This window comes from Halomonas sp. SSL-5 (genome assembly GCF_030708455.1).
Lineage (GTDB): Bacteria > Pseudomonadota > Gammaproteobacteria > Pseudomonadales > Halomonadaceae > Halomonas.
This window is the reverse complement of record NZ_JAUYWF010000012.1, coordinates 40,052-59,238: the sequence shown is the minus strand read 5'-3', so window position 1 is coordinate 59,238 and position 19,187 is coordinate 40,052. Positions and strand designations below refer to the sequence as shown.

Genomic DNA, 19,187 nt, shown 5'->3' with positions numbered 1-19,187 from the left:
GGGATGTCAGAATGCCAATACCTTCATGCCGGCCCGCCGCCTCGTTCCTCTTCCGGCCCGCCGCCGCCTCGCGTTTCCTTCGGCCCACTGCCGCCTCGCTTTTAATTCGGCCCGCCGCCGCCTCGTTGGTCGTCCTGCTGGGCCTGGCCGGTCCGCCGGCCGCCGCCCAGACCCCGGCCGGCGACGAGGCGCCCACCGTTCATGGCCTCTCGCTCTACGGAGAGCCCGAGCTCCGCGCAGGCTTCGAGCACTTCCCCTACGTCGATCCCGAGGCGCCAAAGGGCGGGACCCTGACCCAGGCGGCGGTGGGCGGCAGCTTCGACTCCACCAACCCCTTCATCATCCGCGGCACCCCGGCCGCCGGGGTCTCGCGCATCTACGACACCCTGCTCGAGGGCAATCCAGACGAGCCCTTCTCGCTCTACGGCCTGCTGGCCGAGGGCATCCGGCTGGACCCGGAACGGGAGTGGATCGAGTTCGACCTGCGCCCCGAGGCACGCTTCCACGACGGCGAGCCGGTGACCGCCAGGGACGTGGTGTTCAGCTTCACGCTGCTTACCGAACAGGGCAACCCCTTCTACGGCGCCTACTACGCCGACGTGGAGAGCGTCTCCGCGCTGGACGAGGACACCGTGCGTTTCGACTTCGCGTCCAGTCACTCCCGGGAGCTGCCGCTGATCGTCGGCCAGCTGCCGGTGCTGCCCAAGCACTACTGGGAAGGGCGCGACTTCACCTCCCCGACCCTCGATGCCCACCCCGGCTCCGGTCCCTATCGCATCGCCGAGGTCGACCCGGGCAGGCGCATCGTCTATGCGCGGGTGGAGGACTACTGGGGACGCGACCTGGGGCCGAAGCGAGGGCGCCATAACATCGATCGGCTCATCTACGACTACTACCGCGACCGCGACATCGCCTGGGAGGCCTTCAAGGCGGGCATCCTCGACTACCGCGTCGATGCCCGTGCCGCCACCTGGGCCACCGGCTACGACTTTCCGGCCTTCGAGGAGGGGCTGGTGAAGAAGGTCAGCGTGCCCGACGGCCAGCCGGCACCGATGCAGGCCTTCATCTTCAACCTGCGCAAGGAGCGCTTCCAGGACCCGAGGGTCCGCGAGGCCCTGGCGCTGACCTTCGACTTCCCCTGGCTCAACGCCAACATCTTCTACGACGCCTACCGGCGCACCGAGAGTTTCTTCCAGAACTCCGAGATGGCAGCCGAGGGGCTGCCGATCGATGCCGAACGGGGGGTGCTTGCACCCTGGCGTGACGCCCTTCCCGACGACGTCTTCCGCCAGCCGCTGCCCATGGACCATCCCGAGACGCTGCGCGAGCGCCTGCGCCTGGCGCTGGAGTTGCTGCGCGAGGCGGGCTTCGAGGTACGCGACGGCGGTCTGGTAGATGCCGAGACGGGCGAGCCGCTGGAACTTGAGGTGCTGCTCTACGACACCGGCATGGAGCGGGTGGTCCAGCCGATGCTGCGCAACATGGCACGCCTGGGCATCCGCGGCACCATCCGCATCGTCGACATCAACCAGTACCTCAACCGGTTGCGCAGCTTCGACTTCGACATGGTGGTGGGACAGTTCCCGCAATCCAACAACCCCGGCAACGAGCAACGCGAGTTCTGGACCAGCGACTACGCCGAGGTTCCCCAGAGCCGCAACCTGATGGGCCTGGCCGACCCGGTGGTGGACGACCTGGTCGACCGCCTGATCCGCGCCGACAGCCGCGAGTCGCTCAACACCCTCACCCGTGCCCTGGACCGCGTGCTGCGCCATCGCTTCATCGTCATTCCCCACTACCATTCGGGCGAAACGCGGATCGCGGTATGGGACAAGTTCGGCTGGCCCGAGCCATCTCCCGAATACGGCATGGACCTCGAGGCCTGGTGGGTGGACCCCGAGCGTGCGGCGATCATCGAACGTCGTCAGCGGGGAGGCTAGGGACATGTCGAGCGTCGGCGAGATCTGCAACCGGAGAGGGCCGCGAACGTGAGCCGCTATGTCCTGCGTCGCCTGCTGCTGATGATCCCCACCCTGCTGGGGATCATGCTGCTCAACTTCATCATCGTCCAGGCCGCCCCCGGCGGGCCCATCGACCAGATGCTGGCCCGCTTCGAGGGGGTCGACAGCATGTCCAGCACCCGCCTCGACACCGGCGGCGGCGAGGTGGTGGTCCGGGATGAGTCCCGCGGCGCCAGGGGCATCGACCCGCGCTTCATCGAGCAGCTCGAGGCGCAGTTCGGCTTCGACCAGCCGGCCCACGAGCGCTTCCTGGGCATGCTGGCCGACTACGCCACCTTCGACTTCGGCGTGAGCTTCTTCCGCGACCGACCGGTGATCGAGCTGATGATCGAACGCCTGCCGGTCTCGGTGTCCCTGGGGCTCTGGACTACCCTGCTGGTCTACCTGATCTCCATCCCGCTGGGCATCCGCAAGGCGCTGCACCACGGCTCGCGCTTCGACGTCTGGACCTCGGGACTGGTGATCGTCGGCTACGCCATCCCCGGCTTCCTGTTCGCGATCCTGCTGATCGTGCTGTTCGCCGGCGGCAGTTACTGGGACCTCTTCCCGTTGCGCGGGCTCACCTCGCCGAACTTCGACGAGCTCTCGGCCTGGGGCAAGGTCAAGGACTATGTCTGGCACATCACCCTGCCGGTCATCGCCATGACCATCGGCAGCTTCGCCACCCTGACCATGCTGACCAAGAACAGCTTCCTGGACGAGATCCACAAGCAGTATGTGCTCACCGCCCGGGCCAAGGGCGCCAGCGACCAGCGCGTGCTCTACGGCCACGTGTTCCGCAACGCCATGCTGATCATCATCGCCGGTCTGCCCGGCGCGCTGGTGTCGATCTTCTTCACCGGCTCGCTGCTGATCGAGGTGATCTTCTCCCTGGAGGGGCTCGGCTTGCTCGGTTTCGAGGCGGTGATGCAGCGCGACTATCCGGTGATCTTCGGCACCCTCTATCTGTACACGCTGATCGGCCTGCTGCTGAAGCTGGTCTCCGATCTGACCTATGTGTGGGTGGACCCGCGCATCGACTTCGAGACACGGGAGTCCTGAGCCGATGACCCATGCCGCAACGCCCCTGGGGCAACGCTTCTCGCCCATCACCCGGCGCCGCTTCGGCGTGTTCCGCGCCAACGGTCGCGCCTGGGTCTCGCTGTGGATCTTCGCCGCGCTGTTCGTGGTGAGCCTCGCCGCCGAGCTGATCGCCAACGACAAGCCGCTGGTGATGCAGTACCAGGGCGAGTGGTACGTGCCGCTGCTGGTGGACTACCCCGAGACCGAATTCGGCGGCTTCCTGCCCACCACCGCCGACTATCACGACCCCTTCGTCCGCGCCCAGATCGAGGCGCACGGCTGGGCGCTGTGGCCTCCGGTCCCGTTCTCCTACCAGACCCTGGACATGCAGATGATGCGCCCCTCCCCGGCGCCGCCCGACGCCCGCCACTGGCTGGGGACCGACGACCAGGGTCGCGATGTGCTGGCCCGGGTGATCTACGGCTTCCGCCTGTCGGTCGCCTTCGCCCTGGTGCTGACCGCCGGTTCGCTGGCCATGGGCGTGCTGGTGGGCGGCATCCAGGGCTACTTCGGCGGCAAGACCGACCTGATCGGCCAGCGCTTCACCGAGATCTGGCAGGGCCTGCCGGTGCTCTTCCTGCTGATCATCCTGGCCAGCTTCGTGCAGCCCGGCTTCTGGTGGCTGCTGGGGATCATGCTGCTGTTCTCCTGGCTGGGCCTGGTCGACGTGGTGCGCGCCGAGTTCCTGCGCGCCCGCAACCTGGAGTACGTGCGCGCCGCCCGCGCCATGGGGCTGACCCCGCGGCTGATCATGTGGCGCCACGTGCTGCCCAACGCCATGGTCGCCACCCTGACCTTCATCCCCTTCCTGTTTACCGGCGCGATCACCACCCTCACCGCCCTGGACTTCCTGGGCTTCGGGCTGCCGCCGGGCTCGCCGTCGCTGGGCGAACTGGTCGCCCAGGGCAAGAACAACCTGCATGCCCCCTGGCTCGGCATCACCGCCTTCGTCAGCCTGTCGCTGATGCTGTCGCTGCTGGTGTTCATCGGCGAGGGGCTGCGCGACGCCTTCGACCCCCGCCATATCCAGCATGCCACCCCGGCCACAGCCGCCGAGAGGAGCCCCGCCGATGCCTGATCTGCTGCGTCTCGAGGAGTTCTCCGTCGCCTTCGACGGCGTCACCGTGGTCGACCGGCTCAGCCTCAGCGTCGGACGCGGCGAGACCCTGGCCCTGGTGGGCGAGTCCGGCTCCGGCAAATCGGTGTCGGCGCTGGGCGCCATGAACCTGCTGCCGGGCAATGCCAGCGTCAGCGGCGGGCGAACCCTGGTCGACACCGACCTGGCGCGCCTGCGCCACCGTGACTGGCAGGGCCTGCGCGGCGGCCGGGTGGGCTTCGTGTTCCAGGAACCGATGACCTCGCTCAACCCCCTGCATACCGTGGGCAAGCAGATCGGCGAGACCCTGCGCCTGCACCGGGGACTCTCCGGGCGCGCGGCGCGTGCGCGAGTCATCGAACTGCTGACCCAGGTGAAGCTGCCGCGCGCCGAGGAGCTGGTCGACGCCTGGCCCCACCAGCTCTCCGGCGGACAGCGCCAGCGGGTGATGATCGCCATGGCCATCGCCAATGACCCGGAGCTGCTGATCGCCGACGAGCCGACCACGGCGCTGGACGTCACCGTGCAGCAGGAGATCCTCGCCCTGCTCGCCGAGCTGCGTGACCGCCACGGCATGGGCATGCTGTTCATCACCCACGACCTCAACCTGGTGCGCCGCCACGCCGACCGGGTCTGCGTGCTCTTCCAGGGACGCGAGCAGGAGACGGGGCCGGTGGAGCGTGTGTTCGCCTCGCCCCAGAGCGCCTACACCCGCACCCTGCTGGCGGCCGAGCCCGAGGGCCGTCCCGTGCCGTCAGTCGCGGGGCAATCGCTGCTGCGCGCCGACGGCCTGGGCGTGCGCTTCCAGCGCCCCAAGAAGCTCTTCATGCCGCGCCCGCCCGCCTTCGAGGCGGTCCGGCCGTTGTCGCTTACCCTCGGCCGTGGCGAGACGCTGGGCATCGTCGGCGAGTCCGGTTCCGGCAAGACGACGCTTGCCATGGCGCTGCTGCGCCTGGTGGAGAGCCACGGCGAGATACACCTCGACGATACCCGCCTGGACACCCTGTCGGGCGGTGCCCTGCGGCGCATGCGCCAGCGCGTGCAGATCGTCTTCCAGGACCCCTATGGCTCGCTCTCCCCCCGCCTGCCGGTCGCCGAGATCGTCAGCGAGGGGCTGCGCTTCCACCACCCCGAGCTGGCGGAATCCGAGGTCCGCCGCCGGGTGGCCGATACCCTGCGCGAGGTGGGTCTGCCGGCCGACTGCGCCGACCGCTATCCCCACGAGTTCTCCGGCGGTCAGCGCCAGCGCATCGCCGTGGCTCGGGCGATCATCCTCGAACCCGCCCTGCTGGTGCTCGACGAGCCCACCTCGGCGCTCGACCGCACCGTGCAGAAGCAGCTGGTCTCCCTGCTGCGCGACCTCCAGGCGCGCCGCGGCATGAGCTACCTCTTCATCAGTCACGACCTCGCCGTGGTGCGCGCCATGGCGCATCGCATCATGGTGCTCAAGGAGGGCGAGTTGATCGAGGAGGGAGAGTGCCTCGCGGTGCTGGCCAACCCGCGAAGCGACTATACCCGGGCGCTGGTCAAGGCCGCCGGCCTGGCACCCGGCATGCGTTGATGGCCCCCTCCATTTGAACAGGGCCGCGGCCCGCGCCCTGGCCTATACTCGGCGCACTCTTCACACCGATGGGGCTGCGATGCGCCGCGCGATTCTTGCTGGCACTTTACTGCTGAGCCTGCTGCTGTGCGAGGCACTGCTTGCCGCCACGGCGCCGCCCAGGGACTTGACCGGCTGGGAGTGGCGCTGGGGAGACTCTCCCCGGGATGCCTCGGGCACCCCCGCCTGGCTCGATGACGCCGGCGGCGGCGATTGGCGTGCCATCGACTTCCCGTCCAACCCCCCGGGCCGAGCCGGCCACGAGCACCTGTGGTTGCGCACGGTGCTTCCCGAGGGAGAGTGGCGCGACCCGGTGATCTATATCTACAGCATCGACCTGATCGCCCAGTTCTACCTCGACGGGGAGCCGCTCTACCAGTATGGCGAGTTCGATGACCAGGGCCGCGGACGCTTCGCCGGCTGGCCCTGGCACCTGATCGAGCTGCCGGAGGACTTCGCCGGCAAGACGCTACATGTCAGGGTCTTCTCCGACTACGCCGATATCGGCCTGTGGGGCGAGGTCAAGCTGATGGATCGCCTCGACGCCCTGACCATGATCGTGCAGCGTGCCTGGGACGACGTGGTGATAGCCGGCGTCTCGCTGCTCCTGGCGCTACTGGCCGGGGGCTTCGCCGCCACCGGTGCCCAGCGCCAGAGTCTCGCCGCCGTGGCCCTCTTCTCGCTGGCCGCCGGTGCCATGATCCTGGCCGAGACCCAGTTCAGCCAGCTGATGCTCAACCGGCCGCTGCTCTGGGACGGCATCGCCGCCGCCGGCTACTTCACCCTGCCGGTGGCGATGGGCCTGCTGCTGGCCCACTGGCTGGAGGGATGGCCACGGCGCTGGATGCAGGGGGTATGGCGGCTGCACCTGGCCTATCTCGCGGGCGCCCTGGGCCTGATCCTCACCGGGCGCGTCAGCATCGCCGCGACCTTCCCTCCCTTCGACCTGCTGCTGGCAATCACCCTGCCCCTGATGCTGGTGCTGGCCGGTTGGCGGCTGGGCCGCCTGAATGGCGAGCAGCGCTGGATCATCGGCAGCTTCGCGCTGATCGCCCTGCTGCTGCTGGCCGACATGGCGGTCGCCCATGGCCTGGTAGCCTGGCGCAAGGTGCCGGTCAGCCTGGGCCTGCTGGCCTTCTCGCTGGCCATCGTCGGGGTATCGCTGTGGCACTATCGCCGCACCCAGCGCCAGCTGTCGCGCCTCAATCGGCGCCTGGAGGAGCAGGTCCGCGAGCGCACCGCCGAGCTCGACTGCCTGGTGCGCAAGCTCGAGGGCTTCTCCTACGAGGACCCGCTCACCGGGCTCAAGAATCGCCGCTACTTCGACGAGCTGATGCAGCACGAGGCGAGCCGCGCCGACCGCGACGGGGCGCCGCTGTCGCTGATCATGATCGACCTGGACCACTTCAAGCAGATCAACGACCAGTACGGTCACGAGGCGGGGGACAGCGTGCTGATGGCGGTGGCCGAGCTGCTTCATGACCACTTCCGCAATGCCGACGTGGTGTGCCGGCTGGGCGGCGAGGAGTTCGTGGCGCTGCTGCCCGGTGCGACTACCGAGCGCGCCGAGGCCCGCGCCCGGGAGCTGGTCGCGCGGGCCAAGGAGCTGGTGCTGAGCCATGGGGATATCGCCCTGCCCGGCATCACGCTGTCATGCGGCGTGGCGACCTATCCCTGTCATGCCCGGGAACCCATCGCCCTGCTGGGGCTCGCCGACAAGGCGCTCTACCAGGCCAAGCACCAGGGGCGCAATCGCAGCGCCACCTGGTCGGCGCGAACCACCGAGACCCTGCCGCCGGCCGCCGCCGGCTAGAAGGCGGCCACCTCCTCCTCGCTCAGCTCGCGCCACTCCCCCTCGGGCAGCTCGTCCAGGGAGAGCGGACCGATGGATTCGCGGTGCAGGGCGACCACATGGTGGCCGATGGCCGCGAACATGCGCTTCACCTGGTGATACTTGCCCTCGAAGAGGGTCAGCTCGGCGATGGTCGGCTCGCGCATGGCGAGCTCGGCGGGGCGGGTGGGTTTCTCCTCGCCGTCGAGCAGTAGCCCCTCGGCGAAGCGGGCGATGGCGTCATCGAGAGCGGCCCCCTCGAGCGGCTCGGCCAGGGTGACCCGGTAGACCTTGCCACAGCGACGCTTGGGCGAGGTGACCCGATGCGACCACTGGCCGTCGTCGGTGAGCAGCACCAGGCCGGTGGTGTCCACATCCAGGCGCCCCACCGTCTGCAGGCGCTCGAGCATGGGCAGCTCGATCAGGTCGATGGCCCGCGGATAGAGGGTGCGCCGTGCGGTGCACTCCACCCCACCCGGCTTGTGCAGCATCACATAGCGCAGCCCCACCAGGGCAAGCGGCTCGCCGTTCCAGGTCACCCGGCTGGCCTCGCCCACCTGGGTGGCCGGGTTCTTGATGACCTCGCCGTCGATGGAGACCTCGCCGCGATGCATCGCCTTCTTGGCCAGGCTGCGGGTGAGCTCGGTGGATTCACTCAGGAAACGATCGAGGCGCATCAGCTACCCACCCCGTCGGAAAGCGAGAAGTGGTCGGCATCGCGCCAGGCGGGAAACTTGTCGCGAAACGCCCGCAGCTCCTCCAGGGAGAGGCTGGCGGTCTTGATGAAGGCAACGCCCTCGGGCTCGTCGATCAGCGCCTCGCCCTTGACGTCGATCAGCATGGAGTCGCCGGCATAGGGCAGCCCCTTGGCGTCCTCGCCGACGCGATTCACGCCGATCACCGGGCACAGGTTCTCGATGGCCCGGGCCTGCAGCAGGACACGCCACGGGTGGCGACGCGGCGCCGGCCAGTTGGCCACGCACAGCAGGGCGTCGTACTCGAAGTGCTCGCCCGGGCCGGGCTGCTGACGCAGCCACACCGGGAAGCGCAGGTCATAGCAGACGCTTAACAGGATGCGGAACCCCTTGAGCTCGACGATCACCCGCTCGTGGCCCATGGCGTAGCGCTCGTGCTCACCGGCCATGCGGAACAGGTGGCGCTTGTCGTAGGTGGCGCAGGAGCCATCCGGCCTCGCCCACACCAGGCGATTGAAGTAGTCGCCATGCTCGACGATCGCCACGCTACCGGTGACCACGCAGCCCCGCTGCCAGGCCTGCTCGCGCAGCCAGGCCACGGTGGGGCTCTCCTCCATGGGCTCGGCCATCTCCCGGGAGTTCATGGTGAAGCCGGTGGCGAACATCTCCGGCAGCACGATCAGGTCGGTGTGCTCGCCGCCGAGGTCGCCCAGGGTCTCCTCCAGCATCCGGCAGTTGGCCGCCGGATCCTCCCAGCGCAGGTCACACTGCACCAGGGTCGTTCTCAGCTCGCTCATCGGTTTTGCCCTCTGCGGTGACGATAATGGCGCCCAGACTACCCCAGAGTAGCGACCAGCGTCAGCCGGCGCCGTGGAATGGCACCCCATAGGCTGCTAAGTTGGCAGCCTGATCCCCAACGAGGCCCAAGATGACCACCACGCCCACCGCCGACACGGAAGCCCGCCAGGGCGTCATGTTCGGGCTGGCCGCCTACACCATGTGGGGCTGCTTCCCGCTTTTCTTCGCGCTCTTCGACGGAGTGCCCGCCTTCGAGATCCTGATCCACCGGGTGCTCTGGTCGTGCCTGTTCCTGGTCGGCTTGGTGACCCTGCTCGGGCGCTGGGCACCGATCCGCGAGGCCCTGGGCCAGCCGCGGCGCCTGGGACGGGTGCTGGGGTGTGCGCTGCTGATCGCCTTCAACTGGGGGCTCTATATCTACTCGGTGGAGACCCGCCATGTGCTCCAGGCCAGTCTCGGCTACTTCATGACCCCGCTGGTCAACGTGGCCCTGGGCATGCTGGTGCTGCGCGAGACGATGCACCGCCTGCAGGCGGTGGCGGTGGCGCTGGCCGCGCTGGCGATCGTCCTGCAGCTGGTGATGCTGGGCGAGCTCCCGTGGATCAGCCTGGCGCTGGCCTTCTCCTTCGGCACCTACGGCCTGCTGCGCAAGCAGGTGCCCCTGGACGGCCTGTCGGGGCTGTTCGTGGAGACCCTGCTGCTGCTGCCGCTGAGCCTGATGGCCCTGGGTTGGCTGACCCAGGTCGAGCTCTCGCATTTCCTGGCCGACTCGCGTACCACCCTGCTGCTGATCGCCAGCGGGGTGATCACCGCCCTGCCGCTGCTCGCCTTCGCCGGGGCCGCCCGGCGCCTGCGCCTGGCGACCCTGGGCTTCCTGATGTACCTCAACCCCACCATCCAGTTCCTGATTGCCCTGCTGGTGTTCGGCGAGCCGCTCTCCGGCGTCCAGCTGGCCACCTTCGTGATGATCTGGACGGGTCTGGCCCTCTACTCCTGGTCGGCATGGCAGAGCCGTCCGCGTGAGGTCCCGAAGCCGGCAAGGCAATAAACTGCATGGGAGGGCTTCGCCCTCCCGTCGCGATGCGGAGCATCCCTCCTACTGCAGCCATTGGAGCATCGGTCCTAAAGGGGCTCTCAGGCCTGGCTGGCCGCCAGCGCCTGGTCCAGGTCGGCGATGATGTCGTCGACATGCTCTATGCCGATGGAGAGACGCACCATGTCCGGCGTCACGCCCGCCCTGACCAGCTCCTCGTCGTTGAGCTGGCGGTGGGTGGTGGCGGCGGGGATCGACGAGCAGGTCTTGGCGTCACCGATATTGACCAGGCGCAGCACCAGGCCCAGGGCATCGTAGAAGCGTGCACCGGCCTCGCGGCCGCCCTTGATGCCGAAGCTGAGGATCCCCGAGGCGCGCCCGCCCATGTACGTCTGCGCCAGGGCGTGGTCCTTGTGGCTCTCGAGGCCGGCGTAGTGGACCCAGGTCACGGCGTCGTGGCCCTGCAGGTACTCGGCGATGCGCTGGGTGTTTTCGCAGATGCGCTCGATGCGCAGCCCCAGGGTCTCGAGGCCCTGCAGCAGCTGCCAGGCCGCCTGGGCGGAGAGCGCCGCCCCCATGTTGCGCAGTGGCACCACCCGGGCCCGCCCGATGAAGGCCGCCTCGCCCAGGTCGCGGGTATAGCAGACGCCGTGATAGGAGACGTCCGGCTCGTTGAGCAGCGGGAAGCGCGCGGCGTGCTCGGCCCAGGGAAACTTGCCGGAGTCGACGATGACCCCACCCACGGTGGTGCCATGCCCGCCGATGTACTTGGTGGCCGAGTGGATCACGATGTCCGCACCGTGCTCGATGGGGCGCCACAGGAAGGGGGTGGGGACCGTGTTGTCGACGATCACCGGCACGCCGTGGCGATGGGCCACCTCGGCCAGGGCCTGCATGTCCACCACGCCGCCGGAGGGGTTGCCGACACTCTCGCAGAACACCGCCTTGGTGCGCTCGTCGATCAGCCCCTCGAGGCCGGCCAGGTCGTCCTTGTCGGCGAAGCGCACCTCGATGCCCTGGCGCGGCAGGGTGTGGGCGAAGAGGTTGTAGGTGCCGCCGTAGAGCTCGCTGATGGAGACGATATTGTCGCCCGCCTCGGCGATGGTCTGAATGGCAGCGGTGATCGCCGCCATGCCCGAGGCCATTGCCAGGCCGGCGATGCCGCCCTCCAGCGCCGCCACGCGCTGCTCGAGCACGGCGCAGGTGGGGTTCATGATCCGCGAGTAGATGTTGCCCTCGACCTTGAGGTCGAAGAGGTCCGCGGCGTGCTGGGCGCTGTCGAAGGCAAAGGAGGTGGTCTGGTGGATCGGCACCGCCACCGCGTGCTGGTCGTCGGGGGCATAGCCGTGATGGAGGGCGATGGTCTCGCGTTGCATGGCGTGTCCTTGCGTGTGGTGGGTATCTTGTCAGGGGTTTGTCGTGGCCTGCACAGGCCTGGCCGGCAGGCCTGTTTCACTCGATGCTAACCAACCCTGAACGCGAGCACTAATATCGTTTAGGCTAATGGCTTATTCCTCCAAGCCGATCAGGGACAGGATGCTCAAGCGCTATCTGCCGGTACTGACCTGGCTGCCCCACTACAACCGACGCCTGCTGGGCGCCGACCTGCTGGCGGGGGTTATCGTCACCGTGATGGTGATCCCCCAGTCGCTGGCCTATGCGCTGCTCGCCGGGCTGCCCGCCGTGGTGGGGCTCTACGCCAGCCTGCTGCCGGCGGTGCTCTACGCCCTGCTCGGCACCAGCCGCACCCTGGCGATCGGCCCCGTGGCGATCATCGCGCTGATGACCGGCGCGGCGCTCGCCAATGTGGCCACGCCGGGCAGTGAGGCCTACCTGCAGGCGGCGCTGGTGCTGTCGTTGCTCTCCGGCGCGATGCTGGTCGCCATGGGCCTGCTGCGCCTGGGCTTCTTCGCCAACTTCCTGAGCCACCCGGTGATCGCCGGCTTCCTCTCCTCGTCGGCCCTGCTGATCGCCATCAGCCAGATGGCCCATCTGGCAGGCATCTCGGCCAGCGGCTACAACGCCCTCGACCTGCTGACCAGCCTCGCCGGCCAGCTCCATCGCCTGCACTGGCCCACGCTGGCGATGGGCCTGGGCACCCTGCTCTTCCTGATCGTCAGTCGCCGCCATGCCAGCCGCGTGCTGACGAAACTCGGCCTCGCCGCCTCCACCGCCGGCCTGGTGGCGCGCAGCGGCCCGGTGCTGGCGGTGCTCGCCACCACCCTGCTCAGCTGGCACCTGAGGCTCGCCGAACGCGGCGTCGCCGTGGTCGGCGCCATTCCCGCCGGGCTGCCGCCGCTGACCCTGCCGAGCATGGACCTGACGCTGTGGCGCGCGCTGCTGATTCCGGCACTGCTGATCAGCGTGGTGGGCTTCGTGGAGTCGATCTCCATGGCCCAGATGCTCGCCGCCAAGCGCCGCCAGCGCATCTCCCCCAACCAGGAGCTGGTCGGGCTGGGCGGTGCCAACCTGGCCGCGGCCTTCACCGCCGGCATGCCGGTCACCGGCGGTCTCTCGCGCACCGTGATCAACGACGAGGCGGGTGCCCAGACGCCGCTGGCCGGGCTCTTCGCCGCCCTGGGCATCGGCCTGGTGACGCTGCTGTTTACTCCGCTGCTGCACCACCTGCCCATCGCCACCCTGGCCGCCACCATCACCGTGGCGATCCTCACCCTGGTCGATATCCCGCTGATTCGCCAGACCTGGCGCTACTCGCGCAGTGACTTCTCGGCCATGGCGGTGACCATCCTGCTGACCCTGGTGGAGGGGGTAGAGGCCGGCATCATCTCAGGCGTGGTGCTCTCCATCGGCCTCTTCCTGTATCGCACCAGCCGTCCCCACAGCGCCGTGGTGGGTCGGATTCCCGACACCGAGCACTTCAGAAGCACCGGACGCCACGAGGTCGAGACGCTGACCGATGTCGCCTTCCTGCGCATCGACGAGAGCCTCTATTTCGCTAATGCCCGCTACCTCGAGGACACGGTGCTGCACATGGTGGCCCGCCAGCCCGGCCTGGAACACGTGGTGCTGATCTGCTCGGCGGTCAACCTGATCGATGCCTCGGCGCTGGAGAGCCTGGACGCCATCAACGAACGCCTGCGCGAGGCGGAGGTCACGCTGCACCTGGCCGAGGTCAAGGGCCCGGTGATGGACCGCCTGAAGCGCAGCGACTTCCTGGATGACCTGACCGGCCGGGTATTCCTCAGCACCTATGCCGCCTGGCAGGCGCTCAAGCCAAGCCCGGCAGACGACGCTGTCAGCTGAGATGGGGCTAAACCTGGATAGCGATATTCGGCTATCATGTCAGGCACATGGACAAAATGACGACAGCATGGACTCTTCGACTCTCGACAACGCGGCGACCCGCGAGAACCTCGGCATCAGCGCCTATCACCGCCTGAAGCGGGACATCATCCGCAACGTCTTCAAGCCCGGCGAGAAGCTGCTGATGAGCCGCCTCAAGGAGCGCTACGACCTGGGGGTCGGCCCCCTGCGCGAGGCGCTCTCCCAGCTGGTGGCCGAGCGCCTGGTGGTGGCCATCAGCCAGCGCGGCTTCCGGGTGGCGCCGATGTCGCTGGCCGAGCTGGCCGACCTCTACGACGCCCGGGCCCAGATCGAGGGGCTATTGCTCCGGCTCGCCATCGAGCGCGGCGACGACAGCTGGGAAGCGGAGATTCTGGCCCGGGCCCACACCCTCTCCAAGGTCATGAAGCTGAACTCCGCCGACGAGCTGCTCGACGTCTGGGATACTCGCCACCAGGCCTTCCATACCGCCATCGTCAGCGGCTGTCAGTCACCGCACCTGCTGCAGATCCGCGAGAGCCTGTTCGACCAGGTCGAACGCTATCGCCATCTCTGGCTGCGCGAGACGGTGCTCTCCGAGGCGGCGCTGGCCCGCAAGCACCAGGAGCACACTGATCTGGTCGAGGTAATCCTGGCCCGGGATATCGAACGCGCCACCGAGATGATGCGCGAACACCTGATGACACCGGTGCCGATCATCACCGAGGCGATGCGCCATCAGGGGCTGACCTGATCCCTACTCATCATCACCCTGCCAGCTTGAGGCCCACCAGCCCCACCAGCACCAGCGCGAGGCTGGCCAGGCGCAGCGGAGAGGCGCTGTCACCGTAGATCAGGATACCGAGCAGCACCGTGCCTACTGCCCCGATGCCCACCCACACCGCATAGGCAGTGCCCACCGGCAGTGCCTTCATGGCCTGGGCCAGCAGATAGAAACTCACCAGCATCGTGGTCACGGTAAACAGGCTTGGCCACAACCGGGTAAAACCTTCCGAGGCCTTGAGCCCTAATGCCCAGGCCACCTCCAGCAGCCCCGCCAGGACCAGTAGCGTCCAGGCCATTCCCATGGTCGTTCATCCCTTGTTGGCGAGGCTGTCCCCGCAGGGTGGAAGGCAAGCCGGGTCGTCCCGGTGCCACACTCCTTAAAATCTGTCATGGTAACGACATGAAGGCCTGCAAGGATGGCCAATGTCGGGTAACACGGCAAGCCTCTAATAATGGAGAACGTGACATGCCTCATCTACTGCGACTTCCGCGTGAACTGGATGAACGTCTCGAGCACCTCGTCCAGACCACCGGCCTGAACAAGACCCTGCTCATCGAACGCTGCCTGGAAAGCGGCGTCGCGGCACTCGAGGCCGAGCTGCTGATGGAGGGAGGCCAGGCTTCCCGGGCGCCCACCAGCATCGACCAGCTGCTGCGTGAGAGCGGCCTGGGCGCCTGAGGGCGTTCAGCCGGCCACGGCGTCGCGGAAGCGGCGTTGCCCGGAAAGCGCGCGCTCCAGCGTGGTGGCGGCCAGGCGCACCTCCTGGCCCGGCAGGCACTGGGCCAGGAGCGAGGCAGCAAGTGGCGTCAACGCCCCCAATCGCGGGTAGCCGCCGATGGTCTGGCGGTCGTTGAGCAGCGCGATCGGCTGCCCGTCGGGGGGCACCTGCACCGCTCCCAACCCGATCCCCTCCGAGATCAACGAACCGATACGACACACGAGCCGCGGCCCGGTAAGGCGCACGCCCATGCGATCGGCGCGATCATCCACCTTCCAGGGGCGGTTGAAAGCGGCGAACAGGCTGTCACCGGTAAAATCCGCCACCTGGGCACCCGGCAGCAACGCCAGCGTTGCCGGCGAGGTATAGTCCGGGCATTCCGCCGCGGGTACCCCCTTTTCCTGCACGCGCCGACCAGCATCGGCGGTCACCGCCAGGCGGTCGCCATCGCCCAGCTTGCCGCCGCGTCCATCGAAGCCGCCCAGCCCCTCGCGCACCACACAGCTCACGCTGCCCAGCACCGGTTCGGCCTGGAAGCCCCCCGCCACGGCCAGATAGGCCCTCAGGCCGTTACGCGGCGTGCCGAATACCAGGGTCTCGCCCTCCCGCAGGCTTATCGGCTGCCACAGGGGCAGCGGACTCCCCTCCAGGGTGGCCCCCAGGTCGGCCCCGGCCACCGCGATGGTCAGGTCGCGCTCGGCGACCAGCTGGAGACCACCGAAGGTGATCTCCAGCGCCGGATTCCCCCAGGCGTTGTCGACCAGGCGATTGGCCCAGGCCCAACCGTGCAGGTCGGCCGGCCCGCCCTGGGTCACGCCCAGGCGGCGCACGCCGAACCGGCCGGCATCCTGCAACAGAGCGAGGGGGCCGGCACGTTCGACGCGAAACCCGATAACGGTATATTGATTCATGCGTGATTCTCCGCCGGCGTCGCATCGCCGCCCTGGCGCTCGAACGCAGCACGCGCCAACGGCACGAAGCGCACCCGGTCGCCCACCCTGAGCAGGCTGAAACCGTCGCGATCGCGATCGAACAGGCGTGCCGTGGTGCGCCCCAGCAGGTTCCAGCCCCCCGGGGACACCGCCGGATAGGCGGCGGTCTGCCGGCCGGCGATGGCCACGCTGTTGACCGGCACCCTCTTGCGCGGCGTCTCCAGCCTCGGCACCTCGAGGCTCTCATCGAGCAGCCCCATGAAGGCGAAGCCGGGCGCGAACCCCAGGGCGAAGACGCGATACTCCCGGCCGGCATGGCGGGCGATCACCTCCTCCACGCTCATGCCCGTATGCCGAGCGACGCGCTCGAGATCCGGCCCCACGCTGGGGTCATACCAGGTGGGCAATTCACGGACCTCGCCGGCAACGGCCTCCTCCTCCGGCTCGAGATCCGCCAACAGCACCACGAGACGATGCCTGACCGATACAGGAGAGAGCCTGAGGGGGTCGAATACCACCAGCAGGGTAGTATAGGACGGTACCAGATCGATCAGCGCCTCGCCGAACTCGGCCTCGCAGCGGCGTGCCAGCGCCCCCAGCCAGGCCAGGTTCTGCTCATCGATGCGCGCGAAGAGCCGCACCATCCAGCCATCCAGGCCGGCCGACTCGATACGGGGCAGTCGTTCCTTACAGTTCATTGCTCGGCTCATGCCTCGGCTCCGAGCCGGCGCAGGGCCTCGCGGATCGCCTTCACCGCGGCGATGGACTCGGGGTTGTCGCCATGCACACAGAGGGTATCGGCCGCCAGTATCAGGTCGCTGCCGTCGCTGGCGACAAGCGGCTTGCCGCTGGCGATGCGTACCGCCTGATCGACGATCACCTCGGGGTCGTGGTGTACCGCTCCCAGCTCGCGGCGGGAGACCAGCCGGCCCTCGCTGTCGTAGGCGCGGTCGGCGAAGGCCTCGAACCACAGGGTGACGCCCTGCTCATCGGCCAGCTCACGCACCGCACCGGTATCCCGGGTTGCCATGGTCATCAGCGGCAGGCCTGGGTCGAAGGCGAGTATCGCCTTCATCACCGCTCCCATGATCTCGGGGTCGCGGGCCATGTCATTGTAGAGGGCGCCATGGGGCTTCACGTAGTTCACCGACACGCCCTCGGCACGACACAGCCCGTAGAGCGCCCCCAGCTGATAGAGCACCAGGTTCTCCACCTCCTCCGCCGAACAGGCCATGGAGCGGCGGCCGAAGCCCACCATGTCCGGGTAGGCGGGATGGGCGCCTATCCGTACCCCATGCTTGGCGGCCAGGCGCACCGTCATGCGGATCACGTCGGGATCCGAGGCGTGAAAGCCGCAGGCCACGTTGGCCAGGTCGACGTGAGGCATCACTTCGTGATCCATTCCCATCACCCAGGGGCCGAAGCTCTCGCCCATGTCGGCATTGAGCAGCAAGGGACGTGGCGGCATCGGGCTCTCCTCTTCTGGACTTTGATAATAATTTATCAACGTTTTTACGACAAAACATCGTCCATTCGTCTATGTATCGTTGACCATTCAAACGGCGAACGCCTAACCTCCCACTCACTCACCCACTACACTCTAGAAGCGTAGTCGGTGGCACCGACGCATGTGCCCCATCCTGCCACACCACACAACAACACCTTGCCTACGAGGATTCTCAGATGACAGTCAGCCAATCGCGACTTACCCACCTCGCCACCGCCACCGCCCTGGGCCTCGGCCTGGCCACCCTGGGCACCGGCGCCCAGGCCGCCACCGAGTGGGACATGCCTACGCCCTACGGCGACATGACCTTCCACACCGTCAACATCCGCGAGTTCACCGAGGACGTGCGCGAGGCCACCGATGGCGAGCTGGATATCACCGTGCACTCCAACGGCTCGCTGATCGGCCATGCCGAGATCAAGAACTCGGTGCGTCGCGGCATCGTGCCCATCGGCGAGCTGATCATGTCCCGCCTGGCCAACGAGAACGCGATCTTCGAGGTCGACTCGGTCCCCTACCTGGCCTCCAGCTACGAGGATGCCGAGTCCCTGTGGGAGGCCTCACGGGAGGTCATCGCCGAGGAGCTTGCCGAACAACGACTGCGCCTGCTCTTCGCCGTGCCCTGGCCGCCCCAGGGCATCTACACCAACCAGGCCATCGAGTCCGGTGATGACCTCAAGAACCTGAGCATGCGCGCCTACAACACCGCCAGCGAGCGCATCGCCCAGCTGGTCGGGGCGGTGCCGACCCAGGTCGAGGTACCGGACATTCCCACCGCCTTCAGCACCGGCCGGGTGGGCGCCATGATCACCTCGCCGGCCACCGGCGCCGACACCAAGGCCTGGGACTACCTGAGCCACTTCAACCATGCCCAGCTGTGGCTGCCCAAGAACATGGTGGTCGTCAGCGAGCAGGCCTTCTCGCGTCTCGACGAGGCCACCCAGGAGGCCGTGCTCCAGGCCGCCGCCGAGGCCGAGACACGCGGCTGGGAGATGAGCCGCCAGGAGACCGATGAGGCCCTCGCGGTGCTCGAGGAGAACGGCATCGAGGTCAGCGAGCCGACGCCTGAGCTCGCCGAACTGCTCAAGGAGATCGGCGCGACCATGACCGAAGAGTGGGCCGAGCGTGCCGGCGATCAGGGCCAGGCGATCCTCGAGGCTTATCAAAGCGCCCAGGAGTGATCCGAACTCGACCGCCCCGGCCATCGACCGGGGCGATCCTGAGCTTTTCACGGCTGAACTCTCCACGGGATGCCACCCATGACCTATCGACTACGCCCCCTTTATAACCTCGGCGGCTACCTGGCCGCCCTCAGTCTCTGCCTGATCTGCGCCCTGATCACCGCCCAGATCCTCGGCCGAATCATCGATCGCATCGCCACCGGGATCGGCGGCGACCGCATCGGCCTGGCGATTCCCGGCCTCTCGGAGATCTCCGGATTCCTGCTGGTCGGCGCCAGCTTCCTGGGACTCGCCTACACCTTCGTCAACGGTGGTCATATCCGCGTGACCCTGCTGGTCGGGCGTCTCCCCGCCACGCCACGCGCCTTCGTCGAGGTATTCTGTCTCTCCATCGCCCTGGTGCTGTGCCTGTATCTGGGCTGGTACCTCTACTGGCTGCTCGACGACACCATCGCCTTCAACGAAACCTCCTACGGCCTGCTGAGCATCCCGCTGTGGATTCCCCAGACGGCCATGCTCACCGGCATCGTGCTGTTCTGCCTGGCGCTGGCTGAGGCCTGGTTTGCCACCCTGATCACCGCCGTGACCCGCCCCTCCACCTTCACCATCGACGACAGCGGCCAGGAATGAGCCCGGGAGAACTA

The 19,187-nt window shown here is 67.9% G+C and carries 18 protein-coding genes; 11 read left to right on the top strand and 7 right to left on the bottom strand.

What is annotated here, in order from left to right:
* Nucleotides 1-11: 11 nt before the first annotated feature.
* From RAN53_RS14470 to RAN53_RS14450, 5 genes are all read left to right on the top strand, one after another.
* A complete protein-coding gene (locus RAN53_RS14470; protein WP_305797503.1) occupies nucleotides 12-1,940 on the top strand; it encodes an extracellular solute-binding protein in 1,929 nt (642 codons plus the stop codon).
* A gap of 48 nt (nucleotides 1,941-1,988) precedes the next feature.
* On the top strand, nucleotides 1,989-3,062 hold the full coding sequence (locus tag RAN53_RS14465; protein WP_305797502.1) for a microcin C ABC transporter permease YejB: 1,074 nt from the start codon (nucleotides 1,989-1,991) through the stop codon (nucleotides 3,060-3,062).
* Between the two features lie 4 nt (nucleotides 3,063-3,066).
* Nucleotides 3,067-4,161, top strand: coding sequence for an ABC transporter permease (locus RAN53_RS14460; protein WP_305797501.1), 1,095 nt, complete (start codon nucleotides 3,067-3,069; stop codon nucleotides 4,159-4,161).
* Nucleotides 4,154-5,740, top strand: coding sequence for an ABC transporter ATP-binding protein (locus tag RAN53_RS14455; RefSeq protein WP_305797500.1), 1,587 nt, complete (start codon nucleotides 4,154-4,156; stop codon nucleotides 5,738-5,740). Before RAN53_RS14460 ends, RAN53_RS14455 begins: the two co-directional genes overlap by 8 nt.
* A 79-nt stretch (nucleotides 5,741-5,819) precedes the next feature.
* Nucleotides 5,820-7,592: a sensor domain-containing diguanylate cyclase gene (locus tag RAN53_RS14450; protein WP_305797499.1), complete on the top strand. Its 1,773-nt coding sequence runs from the start codon at nucleotides 5,820-5,822 to the stop codon at nucleotides 7,590-7,592.
* Here RAN53_RS14450 and RAN53_RS14445 read toward each other — a convergent pair.
* Both RAN53_RS14445 and RAN53_RS14440 read right to left on the bottom strand, forming a co-directional pair.
* The gene (locus tag RAN53_RS14445; protein WP_305797498.1) at nucleotides 7,589-8,287 is read right to left on the bottom strand and encodes a pseudouridine synthase; all 699 of its coding nucleotides are present in this window, start codon (nucleotides 8,285-8,287) and stop codon (nucleotides 7,589-7,591) included. The two genes, RAN53_RS14450 and RAN53_RS14445, sit on opposite strands and share 4 nt — an antisense overlap.
* Complete coding sequence (locus RAN53_RS14440) at nucleotides 8,287-9,102, bottom strand: amidohydrolase (protein ID WP_305797497.1); 816 nt, start codon at nucleotides 9,100-9,102, stop codon at nucleotides 8,287-8,289. The genes RAN53_RS14445 and RAN53_RS14440 overlap by 1 nt, the downstream gene beginning before the upstream one ends.
* Nucleotides 9,103-9,233: 131 nt before the next feature.
* On the opposite strand from RAN53_RS14440, the gene rarD reads away from it, so the two are divergent.
* A complete protein-coding gene (gene rarD / locus RAN53_RS14435) occupies nucleotides 9,234-10,151 on the top strand; it encodes an EamA family transporter RarD (RefSeq protein WP_305797496.1) in 918 nt (305 codons plus the stop codon).
* 86 nt (nucleotides 10,152-10,237) lie between these two features.
* Here rarD and RAN53_RS14430 read toward each other — a convergent pair whose 3' ends face one another.
* Complete coding sequence (locus RAN53_RS14430) at nucleotides 10,238-11,512, bottom strand: O-acetylhomoserine aminocarboxypropyltransferase/cysteine synthase family protein (RefSeq protein ID WP_305797495.1); 1,275 nt, start codon at nucleotides 11,510-11,512, stop codon at nucleotides 10,238-10,240.
* A gap of 160 nt (nucleotides 11,513-11,672) precedes the next feature.
* On the opposite strand from RAN53_RS14430, the gene RAN53_RS14425 reads away from it, so the two are divergent.
* Together RAN53_RS14425 and csiR are read left to right on the top strand one after the other, a co-directional pair.
* Entirely contained in the window at nucleotides 11,673-13,400 is a 1,728-nt protein-coding gene (locus RAN53_RS14425; RefSeq protein ID WP_305797494.1) for a SulP family inorganic anion transporter, read from the top strand.
* A gap of 67 nt (nucleotides 13,401-13,467) precedes the next feature.
* Nucleotides 13,468-14,172, top strand: a complete 705-nt coding sequence (csiR, locus tag RAN53_RS14420; RefSeq protein ID WP_305797493.1) for a DNA-binding transcriptional regulator CsiR — start codon at nucleotides 13,468-13,470, stop codon at nucleotides 14,170-14,172.
* Nucleotides 14,173-14,185: 13 nt separating this feature from the next.
* Here csiR and sugE read toward each other — a convergent pair whose 3' ends face one another.
* Nucleotides 14,186-14,500 carry a quaternary ammonium compound efflux SMR transporter SugE gene (gene sugE / locus RAN53_RS14415; protein WP_161432065.1) on the bottom strand — a complete coding sequence of 105 codons (315 nt, stop codon included), beginning with the start codon at nucleotides 14,498-14,500 and terminating at the stop codon, nucleotides 14,186-14,188.
* 170 nt (nucleotides 14,501-14,670) lie between these two features.
* On the opposite strand from sugE, the gene RAN53_RS14410 reads away from it, so the two are divergent.
* Nucleotides 14,671-14,883, top strand: a complete 213-nt coding sequence (locus RAN53_RS14410) for a hypothetical protein (RefSeq protein ID WP_305797492.1) — start codon at nucleotides 14,671-14,673, stop codon at nucleotides 14,881-14,883.
* Nucleotides 14,884-14,889: 6 nt separating this feature from the next.
* On the opposite strand, the gene RAN53_RS14405 is transcribed toward RAN53_RS14410, so the two are convergent.
* From RAN53_RS14405 to RAN53_RS14395, 3 genes are read right to left on the bottom strand one after another with little or no spacing between them, the layout of a single operon-like run.
* Complete coding sequence (locus RAN53_RS14405; RefSeq protein ID WP_305797491.1) at nucleotides 14,890-15,834, bottom strand: biotin-dependent carboxyltransferase family protein; 945 nt, start codon at nucleotides 15,832-15,834, stop codon at nucleotides 14,890-14,892.
* On the bottom strand, nucleotides 15,831-16,553 hold the full coding sequence (gene pxpB, locus RAN53_RS14400; RefSeq protein WP_305797490.1) for a 5-oxoprolinase subunit PxpB: 723 nt from the start codon (nucleotides 16,551-16,553) through the stop codon (nucleotides 15,831-15,833). The genes RAN53_RS14405 and pxpB overlap by 4 nt, the downstream gene beginning before the upstream one ends.
* An 8-nt stretch (nucleotides 16,554-16,561) precedes the next feature.
* Complete coding sequence (locus RAN53_RS14395; protein ID WP_305797489.1) at nucleotides 16,562-17,323, bottom strand: 5-oxoprolinase subunit PxpA; 762 nt, start codon at nucleotides 17,321-17,323, stop codon at nucleotides 16,562-16,564.
* A gap of 215 nt (nucleotides 17,324-17,538) precedes the next feature.
* Between RAN53_RS14395 and RAN53_RS14390 the strand changes: the two genes are divergently transcribed.
* Together RAN53_RS14390 and RAN53_RS14385 are read left to right on the top strand one after the other, a co-directional pair.
* Nucleotides 17,539-18,543 (top strand): TRAP transporter substrate-binding protein, encoded by a 1,005-nt coding sequence (locus tag RAN53_RS14390; protein ID WP_305797488.1) that lies wholly within the window; start codon nucleotides 17,539-17,541, stop codon nucleotides 18,541-18,543.
* 78 nt (nucleotides 18,544-18,621) lie between these two features.
* A complete protein-coding gene (locus RAN53_RS14385; RefSeq protein WP_305797487.1) occupies nucleotides 18,622-19,173 on the top strand; it encodes a TRAP transporter small permease in 552 nt (183 codons plus the stop codon).
* The last annotated feature ends 14 nt before the right edge of the window (nucleotides 19,174-19,187 follow it).

Excerpts from the sequence above, each read along its gene's own strand:
- RAN53_RS14470 (WP_305797503.1), top strand. The coding sequence starts at position 12 with ATGCCAATACCTTCATGCCGGCCCGCCGCCTCGTTCCTCTTCCGGCCC.
- RAN53_RS14460 (WP_305797501.1), top strand. The coding sequence starts at position 3,067 with ATGACCCATGCCGCAACGCCCCTGGGGCAACGCTTCTCGCCCATCACC.
- RAN53_RS14455 (WP_305797500.1), top strand. The coding sequence starts at position 4,154 with ATGCCTGATCTGCTGCGTCTCGAGGAGTTCTCCGTCGCCTTCGACGGC.
- RAN53_RS14450 (WP_305797499.1), top strand. The coding sequence starts at position 5,820 with ATGCGCCGCGCGATTCTTGCTGGCACTTTACTGCTGAGCCTGCTGCTG.
- RAN53_RS14445 (WP_305797498.1), bottom strand. The coding sequence starts at position 8,287 with ATGCGCCTCGATCGTTTCCTGAGTGAATCCACCGAGCTCACCCGCAGC.
- RAN53_RS14440 (WP_305797497.1), bottom strand. The coding sequence starts at position 9,102 with ATGAGCGAGCTGAGAACGACCCTGGTGCAGTGTGACCTGCGCTGGGAG.
- rarD (WP_305797496.1), top strand. The coding sequence starts at position 9,234 with ATGACCACCACGCCCACCGCCGACACGGAAGCCCGCCAGGGCGTCATG.
- RAN53_RS14430 (WP_305797495.1), bottom strand. The coding sequence starts at position 11,512 with ATGCAACGCGAGACCATCGCCCTCCATCACGGCTATGCCCCCGACGAC.
- RAN53_RS14425 (WP_305797494.1), top strand. The coding sequence starts at position 11,673 with ATGCTCAAGCGCTATCTGCCGGTACTGACCTGGCTGCCCCACTACAAC.
- csiR (WP_305797493.1), top strand. The coding sequence starts at position 13,468 with ATGGACTCTTCGACTCTCGACAACGCGGCGACCCGCGAGAACCTCGGC.
- sugE (WP_161432065.1), bottom strand. The coding sequence starts at position 14,500 with ATGGCCTGGACGCTACTGGTCCTGGCGGGGCTGCTGGAGGTGGCCTGG.
- RAN53_RS14410 (WP_305797492.1), top strand. The coding sequence starts at position 14,671 with ATGCCTCATCTACTGCGACTTCCGCGTGAACTGGATGAACGTCTCGAG.
- RAN53_RS14405 (WP_305797491.1), bottom strand. The coding sequence starts at position 15,834 with ATGAATCAATATACCGTTATCGGGTTTCGCGTCGAACGTGCCGGCCCC.
- pxpB (WP_305797490.1), bottom strand. The coding sequence starts at position 16,553 with ATGAACTGTAAGGAACGACTGCCCCGTATCGAGTCGGCCGGCCTGGAT.
- RAN53_RS14395 (WP_305797489.1), bottom strand. The coding sequence starts at position 17,323 with ATGCCGCCACGTCCCTTGCTGCTCAATGCCGACATGGGCGAGAGCTTC.
- RAN53_RS14390 (WP_305797488.1), top strand. The coding sequence starts at position 17,539 with ATGACAGTCAGCCAATCGCGACTTACCCACCTCGCCACCGCCACCGCC.
- RAN53_RS14385 (WP_305797487.1), top strand. The coding sequence starts at position 18,622 with ATGACCTATCGACTACGCCCCCTTTATAACCTCGGCGGCTACCTGGCC.